The 15,725-nt window shown below is 30.8% G+C and carries 10 protein-coding genes; 5 read left to right on the top strand and 5 right to left on the bottom strand.

All coding sequences use genetic code 11. The features are described 5' to 3' along the window. The first annotated feature begins 192 nt into the window (after positions 1–192). Complete coding sequence (locus HM985_RS06475; RefSeq protein WP_179375460.1) at positions 193–2,187, top strand: DUF3352 domain-containing protein; 1,995 nt, start codon at positions 193–195, stop codon at positions 2,185–2,187. A 77-nt stretch (positions 2,188–2,264) separates the two neighbouring features. Here HM985_RS06475 and HM985_RS06470 read toward each other — a convergent pair whose 3' ends face one another. The 3 genes from HM985_RS06470 to HM985_RS06460 all read right to left on the bottom strand — a co-directional run bounded on the left by HM985_RS06470 (position 2,265) and on the right by HM985_RS06460 (position 6,818). Next, positions 2,265–4,067 carry a M1 family metallopeptidase gene (locus HM985_RS06470; protein ID WP_179375459.1) on the bottom strand — a complete coding sequence of 601 codons (1,803 nt, stop codon included), beginning with the start codon at positions 4,065–4,067 and terminating at the stop codon, positions 2,265–2,267. A gap of 182 nt (positions 4,068–4,249) precedes the next feature. Next, positions 4,250–5,851 carry a S8 family peptidase gene (locus tag HM985_RS06465; RefSeq protein WP_179375458.1) on the bottom strand — a complete coding sequence of 534 codons (1,602 nt, stop codon included), beginning with the start codon at positions 5,849–5,851 and terminating at the stop codon, positions 4,250–4,252. Between the two features lie 106 nt (positions 5,852–5,957). Further along, the gene (locus tag HM985_RS06460) at positions 5,958–6,818 is read right to left on the bottom strand and encodes an MBL fold metallo-hydrolase (RefSeq protein WP_179375457.1); all 861 of its coding nucleotides are present in this window, start codon (positions 6,816–6,818) and stop codon (positions 5,958–5,960) included. Positions 6,819–6,974: 156 nt separating this feature from the next. Here HM985_RS06460 and HM985_RS06455 point away from each other — a divergent pair, with 156 nt between their 5' ends. Then, entirely contained in the window at positions 6,975–7,337 is a 363-nt protein-coding gene (locus HM985_RS06455) for a DUF202 domain-containing protein (protein WP_218843376.1), read from the top strand. Between the two features lie 111 nt (positions 7,338–7,448). Beyond that, entirely contained in the window at positions 7,449–9,308 is a 1,860-nt protein-coding gene (locus tag HM985_RS06450) for a cation:proton antiporter (RefSeq protein ID WP_179375456.1), read from the top strand. Between the two features lie 84 nt (positions 9,309–9,392). On the opposite strand, the gene lepA is transcribed toward HM985_RS06450, so the two are convergent. Continuing rightward, positions 9,393–11,189: a translation elongation factor 4 gene (gene lepA, locus HM985_RS06445; RefSeq protein ID WP_179375455.1), complete on the bottom strand. Its 1,797-nt coding sequence runs from the start codon at positions 11,187–11,189 to the stop codon at positions 9,393–9,395. A gap of 156 nt (positions 11,190–11,345) precedes the next feature. On the opposite strand from lepA, the gene HM985_RS06440 reads away from it, so the two are divergent. After that, positions 11,346–13,763, top strand: coding sequence for a TonB-dependent receptor domain-containing protein (locus tag HM985_RS06440; protein ID WP_179375454.1), 2,418 nt, complete (start codon positions 11,346–11,348; stop codon positions 13,761–13,763). A 226-nt stretch (positions 13,764–13,989) separates the two neighbouring features. Here HM985_RS06440 and HM985_RS06435 read toward each other — a convergent pair whose 3' ends face one another. Next, positions 13,990–14,523, bottom strand: coding sequence for a hypothetical protein (locus HM985_RS06435; RefSeq protein WP_179375453.1), 534 nt, complete (start codon positions 14,521–14,523; stop codon positions 13,990–13,992). Between the two features lie 116 nt (positions 14,524–14,639). On the opposite strand from HM985_RS06435, the gene dusB reads away from it, so the two are divergent. Beyond that, a complete protein-coding gene (gene dusB / locus HM985_RS06430) occupies positions 14,640–15,635 on the top strand; it encodes a tRNA dihydrouridine synthase DusB (protein ID WP_179375452.1) in 996 nt (331 codons plus the stop codon). The last annotated feature ends 90 nt before the right edge of the window (positions 15,636–15,725 follow it).

The raw sequence follows: 15,725 nt of genomic DNA, 5'->3' as shown, positions 1-15,725 counted from the left end.
TTGCTTTTTATAAAGCTTTAAAAATTAATTTAACAAAGTAAGTTTAAATCTTAGCAATACTAAAGCTTTAGCTTCAAAATTTTAAGATTATTATAAATGAAGATCTAAATTTTACTACTGGTTTTTTTACAAGAATATTAAGTTATTTTTGTTCCTCATATTAATTCATTTTAACCCAAATAAACTACCACAATGACAAAAAGAAAATCTCTTATTGTTATAGTTTTACTCATTTGTAGCGTTTTACTATATTCATTTTATACTTTTTATATCGATAATAATGATAATTTAAAATCTATATACTTAGTTCCAAAGGATGCTGTATATATTATTGAGACCCAAGATCCTATAGATAACTGGAATGATGTTAGTAAAAGTGATATATGGAAACACCTAAACACCAATTCTTATTTTAATGAATTGGCAGAAAGCCTCAATAAAATTGATACAATTTTTAAACAGGAAAAAAGTGTTTTCGATAGAATAGGAAACAGAGAAATTTTAATATCTGCACACGTTTATAAACCTAAGAAATATGATTTTTTCTATGTTGTAGATTTACAGAAAATAGCAAAATTAAATATTCTAAAGAATCACTTAAATACTTTTGCTAATAGTAATTATAAGATAAGTAAACGTAAATATCATAATCAAGAAATTATAGAAGTTTATGATGTTATAAAACGCGAAACTCTACATATTAGTTTTATTAAAAACCAAATGATAGCGTCTTATGTGCATACTTTAGTAGAAGCCTCAATAGATCAATATAAAGAACCAAAAATAGGAAGAAACCTTGATTTTATTGAAGTTGAGAAAGAAGTTGGTTATGGAGATATGTTTAGGTTGTATGTGCAGTATAAATACCTAGAAGACTATTTAAAAGTTTTTTCTAACGATGCTGGTGCTTTAACAAAGACGCTGAGTAATAGTTTATATTTTAGTGGCTTTAATTTTGATGTAGATGATAACACTATTACAGCCAATGGAATTACCAACTATAATGAAGAGGTTAGTTTATATTTAAAATCACTTCAGAATTCTGGTTATAGTTCTAGAAGAATCGCAGAAATAGCACCAAAACAAACCGCACTTTATTTAAGTTTTACTTTCGATAGGTTTGATAAATTTTATACCAATTTTGAAAATGTTTTAAAAGAAAAACCAGAAGAATTTAAAATCTATTTAGATGGTACAGAGCAAATAGAAAACTTCTTAAAAATAGATTTAAAAAAGCATTTTGTAAGTTGGATAGATGATGAAATCGCTTTAATTCAGTTACATTCTACAGTTACTGACTCTAAGAAAGATGTCGCATTTATATTAAAAACAACAGATATCGATGATGCTAAAAAGAATTTGGATTTTATTTTAGAACAAATACGACGACGAAGTCCAGTAAAATTTAAAGAAGTTAGTTACAAAGGGCACACCATTAATTTTATGGATATTAAAGGATTTTTTAAAATCTTGTTAGGTGATTTATTTAAAGAAATTGACAAACCTTATTTTACAATTATTGATGATTATGTTGTTTTTAGTAATCACCCAAATACATTGAAGAGTATAATTACCAGTTATATTAATGACGATACACTAGCAAATTTTGAATCCTTTGAAGATTTCGATAATAATTTTGATAGCAGGTCTAATATTTTTGCATACATCAATGCACCAAATTTATACAATAGTGCCTATAATTTTTTAGATGCGACTACAAGAAAAGAATTGAGCGATAACAAGGATTATTTTATCTGTTTTTCTCAAATAGGTATTCAGTTAAAATCTGAAGATGATCTTTTTGAAACCAAATTAGTTGTAGACTATGAGGATCCCGAAACTGTAAAAACTAAATATTCATTTACAGATTCATCGTCTAAGGCTAAGGGAAATCAAACAAAAAAAGAAGTAGAAATAACAGAAGAGACCATAAATAAAGCCACCATTTTTACTATTAAAGAAATTTTCGCTTCTGATTTAACCGCTAAGCAATTTGAAAAGAAATATTACAACGGTAAAATTAGATTTTCTGTAGAACTTAAAAACGGATTAAAACACGGAGATTACTTAGAATATTATAGTAACGGAAAGTTAAAAATTAAGGGCAGCTATAAAAGAGATCAACAAAATGGTACTTGGCGTGTCTATGATTACAATAAAGATGTGGTATTTAAAAAACGCTTTTAAACTAAAAAGTTATAAAAAAAAAGAAAAGAGCACAACCTAATGGTTGTGCTCTTTTTTTATTTGATTGTATTAGTACTTTAATCTAAAGTAAGTACATTATTTTCTCTATTAACATCTGCCATCATCTGAGAAGCATCAATCTCAACTGATTTTACGGCTTTTTTAGCATCAAAAGAATAGGTTGGCATTGCCCAGGCCCAATCATTAATAATAGTTGCAGAGGTTGGCTTTTCTCCACGCATCATTTGTAAAGGAATGTAAAAATCTTCAGTAGTTCCGTCTGTATAAGTTACAGAAAGATCTATAGGCATTGGCATTAAACCAATACGCTCTAAAGTAATTGTTTTTCCTTCCACTTTATTAACACCATAATCAATAGTATTGGTTGTCTGTGCAAAATCTGTAAAATACCAATCTAATTCAAAATCAGTAATACGTTCTGCAGTTCTAACTACATCTAAAGGCTGTGGATGTTTAAACTTAAAATCTTCAAAGTATTTTTTAATAGTTTTATCTAAATTTTCTTCACCAATTATATAACCTAATTGTGCTAAAAGTACAGCTCCTTTACTATAAGCAGCAGCTCCATAAGCTTGGTTAAATTTATAACGATCCGAGTGAGTTGTTAAAGGTTGTTCTATACCAGAATTTGCTAAAGCAATGTAACCAGCATAGGTTCTCGCTAAAGGATTTTCACTTTTTTCATCTTTAAAAATTTGCATTGCTAAAGTAGAAATATACGTTGTAAAACCTTCGTCCATCCACTCGTGTTTAGATTCATTACTTGCTAATAAAAATTGAAACCAAGTATGTGCCAACTCATGTGCGGTAACACCCAATAAGCTACCATAACTACGTTGTCCGGTAATTAAAGTGCTCATAGCATATTCCATTCCGCCATCACCACCCTGAATAACAGAGTATTGATCGTATGGATATTGACCAACAGCTTCGTTAAAGAAATTCATTAATTCTGCAGTGTCTGCTTGTAATTTCTTCCAATTATCAAGATACTTTTGCTCTAAATCTTTTTTATAATAGAAATTTAGAATTGTACCATTTGACATTTTGAAAGTATCATGAATAAAATCAGGATCTGCTGCCCAAGTAAAATCGTGCACTTTTGGAGCTTTAAAATGTAGTGTTTTTAAATTCGATTTTATAACAGGTTCTCCTTGAAGATATCCGGTACCACCAACAACATAATCCTTATCGATTGTTAATTTTACATCAAAATCACCCCAAACACCATGAAATTCTCTTCCGATGTAAGGATCAGCATGCCACCCTTCCGTATCATATTCAGCTAATTTAGGATACCATTGCGCCATAGATAAAGCAACACCTTCTTTGTTGTTTCGTCCAGAACGACGAATTTGAACAGGTACTTGTGCATCAAAATCCATGTCAAAAGTTACTTTTTCACCGGGTTGAATAGGTTGATTTAATTGAACTTCTAAAACAGTACCAACGGTTTCATAAGTTATAGATGTTCCGTTTTGTTTTAAACCATTAACCTTTATAAAACCAATTTCATTAGGTTGAAGTTTACTAATACGATCTCCAACACGAGGATCTGGATCTTGAATTGTACGAGAACGTACATCCATTTCACTACCAGGTTGAAATGCATTAAAAAATAAATGGTAATACACCCGGTTTAGTACATCTGGAGAGTTATTGGTATAGACCAATTTTTGTTTTCCTTTGTACTGATAGTTGTTAACGTCCATGTCAATATCCATAGAATAATCTACATGTTGTTGCCAATAAGCATTTGTTGAATTACTCGATTTTTCAATGGCATCAACAGGAGCTTTCGCTACACTACAAGACCAAAAAATAAAAAGAGAAGAAAGACTTAGAATGAAATGTTTCATGAAATTTATATATTTTAGGGTAAGGATAAAGTCTATAAACCTATAGAATTATTTTATAAAAAATTTAGAAATTAGGTTTGAAAAACTTGTTTAAATAAAAAAGGTTATCTGTCAGATTTTTGAAAGATAACCTTTTTAAATATAGACTTATATTAAAATTATTAATTTAATAGAAGTGCTTATTATAATTTAGAAGCCATAATTAACGCATTATAAACGTTAACAATTCTTCCTGATTTAGATAAGTCTGCAAAAGATTTAATGTTAGAGGCATCACCACCAACAACAACTTTAGTTGTTATAGCTAACCCAGAATCTAAAATCACTTGTTTAACTTGTGCGGCACTTAATTTTGGGTAATAAGAACGAACTAAGGCTACTGCACCAGCAACAGCAGGAGAGGCCATAGAAGTTCCGCTTATACTTTTATAATCATTATCAGGAAATGTTGAATAGATAGCAGAACCAGGTGCAAAAACATCTACATTCTTCTTTCCGTAGTTAGAAAAACCAGAAACAATTTTAGAACCATATTTAGAAGTTAAAGAACCGACTCTAATGTAAGTGTTAGAAATTTCTTCAAAGTTTACATTATCATCAGGAAAGTTAGTTCCTTCATCTACATTTTTACTATCATTACCAGCAGCGTGTACAAATACAACATCATTATCAGAAGCATATTTAATAGCATCTCTTACCCATTCTGCATGTGGAGAAAAAGATTTACCAAAGCTTCCATTAATTACTTTTGCTCCATTATCTACAGCATATCTAATAGCTAAAGCAACATCTTTATCGTACTCATCACCGTTAGGGACAGCTCTTACAGACATAATTTCTATATTGTTAGCTATACCATCTACACCTAAACCATTATGACGTTCTGCACCAATAATACCAGCAACGTGTGTACCATGAGACTCATCACTTTTTACAGGTTTAACGTTTCCGTTTCCATAGCCTATATCAGATAAATCATTAATGTCATCTCCTGTTGTTCTTCCAGAAAAGTTAGGATTAAAATGAAAGTTTAAACGTTCATTAATACCTACTAAGGCATTTTCTATTTCAACTTTAGCATCAGCTAAAGATAAACCGTTACCGTTCATGCCATTTGCAATTTGAATGGCTTGTGTTAAAGCTTCATTTTCAGTTGTTATAGCGTTAACTTCTTCAATAGTATAATCGCTTTTTCCAAAGTGCTTGGTTAAAACTTCATCAGCACCATTTACAGCTTGTGCTATCTGGTCGTATCTTGCTTTAGCATCTACATATGATTTAGATTCTTCTTCAAGTAAAGCAACAGCTTCATCATAACGAGGATCAGTAGTATCACCACTTGCAATTAAACGTACATATTCTAATTGTTCATCGTAGGCATCACCCAAGAAGTTCCAACCATGAATATCATCGATATAACCATTTTTATCATCATCAATTCCGTTGTTAGGAATTTCATCTTCATTGGTCCAAAGTACATTTCTTAAATCTTCATGATCGATATCAATACCAGAATCTATAACGGCTACGATAACTTTAGTTCCTTTTTTATCTTTTATAATTTCTGTATAAGCTTTATCAACACTCATACCAGGTATAGTATCTTTAACAAGGTCTAAATGGCCCCAATGTTTCTTTTCTACATCTGTTAATTCTGTTACTTTTAAAGGTGAAGAATCTATATTTTCAATTGGTGTAGAAAGAATTTCTGCTGTGCTACCACAACCTAAAAATAGGGTTCCAGCAAGACTTAAGTATGCTAATGATCTGTAATTAAATTTCATTTTTTTTGTTTATAATTATATAATAAATACGTGCCGTTAGTTATTAAAAGCCTTCTGATATGGAATGAAGCTCTTAATAGGCTATAACACGTATAGGGTTAATATTTTAGATAAATATTTCGTTTGTAGTAAAAGTTTCGTTAAGTCTTACTCCTTTTTCTGTGTGCTTAACCGTTATAATTTCGTTATGAGCATCGTGCTCTAAAAAGAGATAGAAGTTATTGTCTGCAGCCATATTTAAAAACACTTCTTTTTCATCGAGTGTTAATAAGGGTCTTGTATCGTAACCCATAACAAAAGGCATAGGTAAATGACCTGCAGTTGGTAATAAATCTGCCATAAAACAAATGGTTTTTCCTTTGTATTGTAGCATCGGAATCATTTGTTTGTCGGTATGCCCATCAGCAAAGAAAAGATCGAAGCCTAAAGCTGAATTTTTAAGAATTTTATTTTCAGGAAGTCCAGTAAATTTTAATTGACCACTCGCTTCCATAGGTAAAATGTTTTCTTTTAAAAATGAAGCACGTTCTCTTCTATTGGGTTCAGTAGCCCATTTCCAATGATCTTTATTACTCCAGTAATGTGCGTTTTTAAAAGCTGTTTCGTAACCCGTTTTGTCTTTATTCCACTGTACACTTCCACCACAATGATCAAAATGTAGATGTGTCATAAAAACGTCGGTAATATCATCGCGATGAAACCCATGAGTAGCCAATGATTTATCTATAGTATCATCTCCCCAAAGGTAATAATAACCAAAAAATTTAGCATCTTGTTTATCTCCCATTCCTGTATCTATTAAGATAAGGCGATCACCATCTTCTATTAATAAACATCGGGCTGCGATGTCTATCATATTGTTATTGTCTGCAGGATTAGTACGTTGCCATAGAGGTTTAGGAACTACGCCAAACATAGCACCTCCATCTAGCTTAAAGTTTCCGGCTTGTATAGGATATAACTTCATAATATGAATATTAAAAATAGACTCTGCAAATTACTAAAAGCATCAAACTTAATGGACGAAACGAACAATTATTAGTGGATATTTAACAATTTAATCCTTCACATTTTAAACTCACTTATAAAACAGTTACTTTTAGAATGATAAATAGAATTAATGATGAAAAAAGTATCGAAATCACCTTTAAAAATAAAGAAGATTAAACTTTTACGTTTTGGACGCGATTTTAAACCCGATCAGCAAGTAATTTTACGAGATTATTTGGCTATAGAGCGTACACGTTTGGCTAATGAGCGTACGCTTTTGTCTTACATTCGTTCTTCTTTATATTTATTATTAGGCGCTATTGCTTTATATCAATTAAAAGAATTTTCAAATTTTGAATATTTAGCATTAACAGCAATTATCTTTAGTATCCTATTTTTTATAATCGGAGTTTATAGGTTTACTTTATTAAAAAAAAGTTTAAAACGTGTGTATTATAAATCTGAAGAAAAAGAGTCAGATGCGCTAAAAGATTAAAGGATTTTAAAAATTAAGCAAGAGATTTTAAGACTTAAATCTTTGTTATATCGCATAGGTTAAAACCTTTTATAAAACTAGAATTTAGTATTTTCACAAAAAAGTAAATAGATGTTAGAATTAGCTGGAATTATTATTCTAGGAATATTAGCGCAATGGGTGGCTTGGAAATTTAAAATTCCAGCGATTTTGCCTTTAATATTAATTGGATTATTGGTAGGTCCTATTGCTGCAGAATTTTTAAGTGAAGATGGTTCAAAATGGATAGAACCAATTTGGAATGGTGAATACGGCTTATTTCCAGGGGATAGCTTGTATTATTTTGTGTCGCTTGCTATAAGTATTATTTTATTTGAAGGAGGACTAACATTAAAACGTTCTGAAATAAAAAACGTAGGACCTGTTATTACAAAATTAATAACGGTTGGTTCTGCTATTACATTTTTTGGTTCTGGAATTGTTGCCCATTATGTTTTTGGTCTAAGTTTAGATCTGTCTTTCTTATTTGCTGGACTTATTATCGTTACTGGTCCAACAGTTATTACTCCTATTTTAAGGAATATTCCGCTTAAAAAAGATGTGTCTGCCGTTTTAAAATGGGAAGGTATTCTAATCGATCCTATTGGAGCTTTGGTTGCCGTATTGGTATTCGAATTTATTAGTGTTGGTGGAGATAGCGGTTTCACTAAAACAGCAGTAATAGAGTTTGGTAAAATTGTATTATTTGGTACAACGTTTGGGTTCACTTTTGCGCATGCTTTAGCCTTTGCTATAAATAAAAAATTGATTCCGCATTACTTATTAAATGTGGTGTCATTGTCTACAGTATTGCTAGTATTTGTTGAGTCTGAATTGTTTGCTCACGAATCTGGTTTATTGGCTGTTGTAGTTATGGGAATGGTGTTAGGAAACAGTAAGCTTGAAAACTTAAAAGAACTACTCTATTTTAAAGAATCTCTAAGTGTTTTATTAATTTCAATCTTATTTATTCTTTTAGCAGCTAATATTAATATTTCAGATTTACTATTACTTTATACTTGGAAAACGGCAATACTTTTTGCTATTGTAGTTTTTGTTATTAGGCCATTAGCTGTTTTTGTTAGTACCCAAGGTTCTAAATTAAACTTTAATGAAAAGTTATTTATAAGTTGGGTTGGTCCTCGTGGAATTGTTGCCGCAGGTATTGCATCGCTTTTTGGAAGTAAACTAATGAGACAAGGTGTTGAGGGCGCAGAATACATTACCCCTCTGGTATTTATGATTGTTTTAGGAACTGTTTTACTAAATGCTACAACCGCACGGTTATTTGCAAGATTAGTTGGTGTGTTTCTTACAAAATCTAATGGTATTTTAATAGTAGGTGCTTCTAAATTACCACGATTATTAGGGCATTATTTAGTGAATAACGGACGTCATGTGGTGCTTATAGATAGTAATCAGAATAATATTGATAAAGCTCAAGAATTGGGACTTGAAGCGCTAAGTAGTAATATTTATTCAGATACGTTATCTGATAATATTGAGTTAAATGATGTTGGTTATATTATGGCAATGACAGGAAATTCTGAAATTAATGCTTATGTCATTGAAAAGTTTAGCAAAGATTTTGGTGAAAATGGTTCTTATAGATTAGTGACTTCAGATGAAATGAATAACCCAGAAAACAGTCCGAAAGAAGGTTTGTTCTCTCCTACTGATGATTATATTAATTTAACAGAAGTTACTCGAAGATATCCTGCAATACAAGAGGTAGATATTGATGATGCAGCACATTATGCTAATCTTATAGAGTTAGCAAGTAAGGATAAGTATATGATTCCTTTATTTTTAAAAGATGACGAAGGAGAGCTTCATATTATATCTGTATACGATACTAAAGCAGAAGATATAGGAGAAGATTATAAATTGGTGTATTTAGGTAAACCCCTTGATGTTGAAAAGGTAGTAAAAGAAGAAACACCAAAACCTTAAAGCAAAGCAATAAAAATATTTTAAGTTCTATCGAAAAAAAATCCTGCAATAGCAGGATTTTTTATATTTATCTTTTAATGAAAATTAGTCATTAAGCTTTAAGACAGCCATAAACGCTTGCTGAGGTATTTCTACATTACCAACTTGGCGCATACGTTTTTTACCTTTTTTCTGCTTCTCTAATAACTTACGTTTACGAGAAATATCACCACCGTAACATTTTGCCGTAACATCTTTACGAAGTGCTTTTACAGTTTCTCTGGCAATAATTTTTGCACCAATTGCCGCTTGAATAGGAATATCAAACTGTTGTCTTGGTATTAATTCTTTTAGTTTCTCACACATCTTTTTACCAATATTATGGGCGTTATCGGTATGAATTAAAGCAGAAAGTGCATCTACAGGCTGTGCGTTTAATAAAACATCTAAACGTACTAATTTAGAGGCTTTCATACCAATTGGATGGTAATCGAAAGAGGCATAACCTTTAGATACTGTTTTTAAACGATCATAAAAATCGAAAACAATCTCTGCCAATGGCATTTCAAAAATTAACTCTACACGTTCTGTGGTTAAATACGTTTGATTGACAATCATTCCACGTTTTTCAATACACAGACTCATTACATTACCAACAAAATCTGCTTTTGTAATAATAGTAGCTTTTATAAATGGCTCCTCAACACGGTTTACAGTAGTTGGTTCTGGTAAATCAGTAGGATTATTAACTATAAATGCTTCGTTTGGATTTTTATTAGTGAATGCATGGTACGATACGTTAGGCACTGTAGTAATAACAGTCATATCAAATTCACGTTCTAAACGTTCTTGGATAATTTCCATGTGAAGCATTCCTAAGAATCCACAACGGAAACCAAAACCTAAAGCTGCAGAACTTTCTGGTTGAAACACCAATGACGCATCGTTTAGTTGAAGTTTTTCCATAGAGTTTCTTAACTCTTCGTAATCTTCTGTATCTACGGGGTAAATACCAGCAAATACCATAGGTTTAACATCTTCAAAACCTGCAATAATATTTGTGGTAGGATTTGCAAAATCAGTTATAGTATCTCCTACTTTTACTTCTTTAGCTGTTTTTATCCCAGTAATTAAATAACCAACATCACCAGCTTTTACACTTTGCTTAGCAACTTGGGTTAGTTTTAAAGTCCCAACTTCATCTGCAAAATATTCTTTTCCTGTTGCGACAAATTTAATTTTTTGTCCTTTTTTAATTTCACCATTAAAAACTCTAAAATAAGTTTCAATACCTCTAAAGGTGTTATAAACAGAGTCGAAAATTAAAGCTTGAAGTGGTTCATCTACATTTCCTTTTGGTGCAGGAATTCGTTCTATAATTGCTTTTAAAATATTTTCAACACCAAAACCTGTTTTTCCACTGGCATGGATTACTTCTTCTGGTTTACAACCTAAAAGATCAACAATATCGTCTGTAACCTCTTCTGGATTTGCACTTGGTAAATCTACTTTGTTTAGAACCGGAATAATTTCTAAATCATTCTCTAATGCTAAATATAAGTTAGAAATAGTTTGTGCTTGTATACTTTGAGCAGCATCTACAATTAATAAAGCCCCTTCACAAGCCGCAATAGAACGCGATACTTCGTAAGAAAAATCTACGTGACCAGGTGTATCAATAAGGTTTAATACATATTTTTCACCTTCATATTCATAGTCCATTTGTATGGCATGCGATTTTATGGTAATACCACGTTCGCGCTCTAAATCCATGCTATCTAAAAGCTGTGCTTGTTGTTCACGAGCAGTAACAGAACCTGTAACATCTAATAAACGGTCTGCTAATGTGCTCTTTCCGTGGTCAATATGTGCAATAATGCAAAAATTACGTATATTTTTCATGTCTCTTTTCTAAGGCAATATCTAATTGGCAAATATAATTGATTTCTTGTGCTTTAAGGTATCTAAAATATTTGTTTTATAAAATGAATAATACTGTGGAAAAACCACAATAGAAAGTGAAAAACAATTTATATATTGCGAGACAAACCTAATACTATGATTATTAACCTTCGCCACTATTTCTGCGTCCTTTTTTCTACGCTCTTTTTCGTAGCATTTTCGCAAGAATATTCCATTTCTGGTCGTATTGTTGATATTGATGATAACCCAATTGAATTTGCTAATATTGTAATTATAACTGAAACTGAAGAAACCTTTCTTAAAGGGACTTCTACCGACGAAAATGGTTTTTTTACTTTAATAGATATACCTTCATCAACGTTTCATATTAAGGTAAGTTATATCGGTTATGAAGAGTTTAAGCAAAAAATTGTACTTAGCACAGATTTAGATTTAAAAACAATTATACTTAACGAATCTTCAGAAAATTTAGGAGAAGTTACAGTAGTTGCAATAAAACCTACAATTACTCGTAAACCAGATCGTTTAATTTTTAATGTAGAAAATACGGCCTTAGTAGAAGGTTCTACATTGAGTGTTTTAAGAAATACACCAGGAATTATAGTTGCAGATAACGGTATTAGTATTAAAAGTACACGAGCCACGGTTTTTATAAATAATCTAAGAGTACAGTTAACTCCTTCTGAATTAATACAGCTTTTAGAAAGTACACCTGCCAATAATATTAAATCTATTGAAGTCATTACAAACCCACCTGCGAGTTACGATGCGGATAGTGGTTCTGTAATTAATATAGTAATGAGTAAAAACTTAGTGACAGGTTATAGGGGAAGTATTCAAACTAATTATACCCAAGGTGTTTTTCCAAGATATAATGCGTCAACAAGTCATTATTTTAAAAATGATAAAGTTAATCTTAACCTCAACTATAGCTATTCTGATAAAAAAATTAATAGAGATCAAGAGTATGTTGTTAATTATTTAGATAACTCTAAGAATATTGAAGAAATTTGGGCCTCTGATGTAAATAGAAATACTTGGTCTGAAACGCACAATCTAAATCTTAATTTTGATTATTATATTAATGATAAAAATACGCTAAGCATAACTAGTACAGGCTTATATATGCCTTATTTTAAATACAGGATTAATAACAATACTAATATTACAGATGAAAACTCAGTGTTGGTATCTAGTTTCACAGCAGATAATTTATCTAGGGATAATAAATATAACATTGGTACAGATATCGTTTTTATGCATAATTTTAATAATGATGCTAGTCTTTCTTTTAATGGACATTACACGATTTATGATTATGATCGTGACCAAAATGTATTAAGTAATTTTTATGATAATAATAACATACTTTTCAATGATTCTGAGTTTAATACCATTGCAAATCAAGAAACAGATATTATCACAGGGAAAATAGACTATGTTTTACCAATTAATGAAAATTCTAATTTTGATGCTGGTATTAAATACTCTAATATAAAAACGAATAGTGATATTACTCGATTAGATATTATTGGTGGTACAGAAGTTTTAAATGTAGAAAATACGAATAGTTTTAATTATGATGAAAAAGTATTTTCGGGTTATGCAGATTATAGTGCAACTTGGAATAAGTGGAATTTAAACTTAGGCTTAAGGGTAGAACAAACAAATATTGAAGGCAAATCTTTAACACTGAGTGAAACAAATACACAAGATTATTTTAATTGGTTTCCAAATACTAGCTTATCATACCAATTAACAGAAGATGTAATTATTGATGCAAATTACAAACGTAGTATTACCAGACCCAGTTATAAAGATTTAAACCCATTTACCTTTTTTATAAATGAGAATACGATTGTTTTAGGTAATCCAAATTTAACACCTTCATTCGTGGATCACTTTAAAGTTGGTGTTAACTTTTTAGACTATTTTACTGTAGAATGGTATTATATGAATACGGATGACGCAATTGAAGAATTTCCAAGACAAGACAACGATACAAATATTATTGCTTATACACCAACTAATATTGATAAAACGTTAGAGACGGGATTAGATTTAATTTTTTCTTATTATCCATCTGATAAGTGGGGAGTTTATGCTGTTTCTTCAACGTATTACGTCAAAGAGCAATTAAATTTTGGTACTGATAATGTAGAGCAAGATCAATGGTCTCAAGTATTTATTTTAGCACCAAATTTATCTCTACTTAAAGATAATAGTTTAAATATTAATTTATCGATGTTCTATTCCTATAGAAATCTTCAACATTTAACTACGGTTAAAGGGCAATTATTTTCTACATTAAGCGTCTCCAAATCTATATTAAAGAAAAAAGGAACCTTATCTCTTTCTATTGAAGATCTGTTTAATAAGCAATATACTTATACAAAAACACAATATTTAAATCAAAACAACACTGGTTTCGTAAATAGTGATAATCGATTTATTAAGTTGGGTTTTAGTTACAAGTTTGGTAACACTAAACTGAGCACTAATGAGCATACCACTGATGCAGAAGAGCGAGACAGACTTAAAGATTTAAATTAATTTGAATTCTGCTATAAGCAAATTAGTATTTCTCGTACTACTATTATTTCAATTGTAAAAAAGAGCTACGTACTTTCTTTTGTTAGATAACACGGTAATTTTTTCGATTCATATCCATTAAATATAAGTTGAAAGGAAAACCACGTTTGGATTAAATACTAGAAGAAAACATTATCGTATGACCATAAGAGTGAAAACTGACTTTAATTTGAGTGATGTAATTAATTTATACCCCTAAAATTTCAGCATCAACTCTAAACTTTGTGTCTATTACAATGTTGTGAGTTTCGTTAATGGTTTCATCTGTAGTTGTTCTCACTTTTAGGTTAAAACTATCCTCTTTAATGTATTCTTTTAACTCTTGGTCTAAAATATTTAATTCTAAAACATTAGAATTGGTGTTTTCTAAATCAACACCATTTGCAATTTCTATTTCTTCAAGACCTTCTGCGTTAATATAAATGTATATTTCTTTTAGAAAATTGAAATCACCATCTTCTGGGGCTTCAATAGTCATTGTCATCATTGTTAATTTAATACTTTCTATTAAATCTTTGTTTGTATTGTTGCTTTCAAAAGAAGACTCAGAGCCCGTGGTAACATCAGGAGTATCTAAACTAATAGGGATATTAACTAAGGTTGTTGGCGGAATTGAAAAACTACTTTGATAATCTAAATCAAATTTGGTTAATTCATCTATAGCATCACAACTTATAAGTAAGCCAAATACTATAAAAGCAGAAAATAATATCTTTTTCATTTTTAATGTTTTTAGCTAAATATACATATTAAAATAGAATTGATTTTTTACATAGTTTGTAAAACAGATTAACAAAGAGTAATAAAAGCCTTAATTTTGCATTAAAATAGATACTCTTGGTAAAAATAGGCGACATAGAATTACCGGACTTTCCATTGCTTTTGGCACCTATGGAGGACGTTAGCGATCCACCATTTAGAGCACTTTGCAAAGAGCAAGGCGCAGATGTGGTGTATACAGAGTTTGTAAGTAGTGAAGGTCTTATTCGTAATGCGGCAAAAAGCGTTATGAAATTAGATATTTATGAAAAAGAACGTCCTGTTGGGATTCAGATTTTTGGAGCCAATATGGAAAGTATGCTGCAAACCATTGATATTGTTGAAAAATCGAATCCAGATATTATAGACATCAATTTTGGTTGTCCGGTTAAAAAAGTAGTATCAAAAGGAGCAGGAGCAGGTATTTTAAAAGATATCTGTTTAATGGAACAGTTGACTGCAGAAATGGTAAAGCGTACTAATTTACCTGTCACTGTAAAAACCAGACTAGGTTGGGATCATGATTCTATTAAAATAGTTGAGGTTGCAGAACGTTTGCAAGATGTAGGTTGTAAAGCAATTTCTATTCATGGTAGAACTAGGGCTCAAATGTATAAAGGTGAAGCTGATTGGAAACCGATTGCTGAGGTGAAGAATAACCCTCGTATGCATATTCCTGTATTTGGAAATGGAGATGTAGATACACCAGAAAAAGCGATGCTAATGCGAGATTCTTACGGGTTAGATGGCGCTATGATTGGTAGAGCATCTATAGGAAATCCATGGTTTTTTAAGCAAGTTAAGCACTTTTTTGAAACAGGTGAACACCTAGCACCTATTTCGTTAGCAGAACGTGTAGAGGCCGCTAGAAGACATCTTCAAATGGCGATTGATTGGAAAGGTGAAACATTAGGTGTTTTTGAAACTAGAAGACATTATACCAACTATTTTAAAGGAATTCCACACTTTAAGGAATACCGAATGAAAATGGTAACTAGTGATGATTCTAAAGACGTTTTTGCTGCTTTTGATGAGGTTTTAAAGCAGTTTTCTGATTATAAATTCACTTTATAAATTCTTCATATTTAACTAAAATGCAATTGTTGATTTGCGCTTACTTTTATTTATTTTAAAAAGTATAGTACGCTAAATTTATTTAAAAAA

Source organism: Winogradskyella wichelsiae (genome assembly GCF_013403925.1).
Taxonomy (GTDB): domain Bacteria; phylum Bacteroidota; class Bacteroidia; order Flavobacteriales; family Flavobacteriaceae; genus Winogradskyella; species Winogradskyella wichelsiae.
The sequence above is the reverse complement of the archived record's forward strand: the minus strand, read 5'-3'. Positions and strand labels throughout refer to the sequence as shown.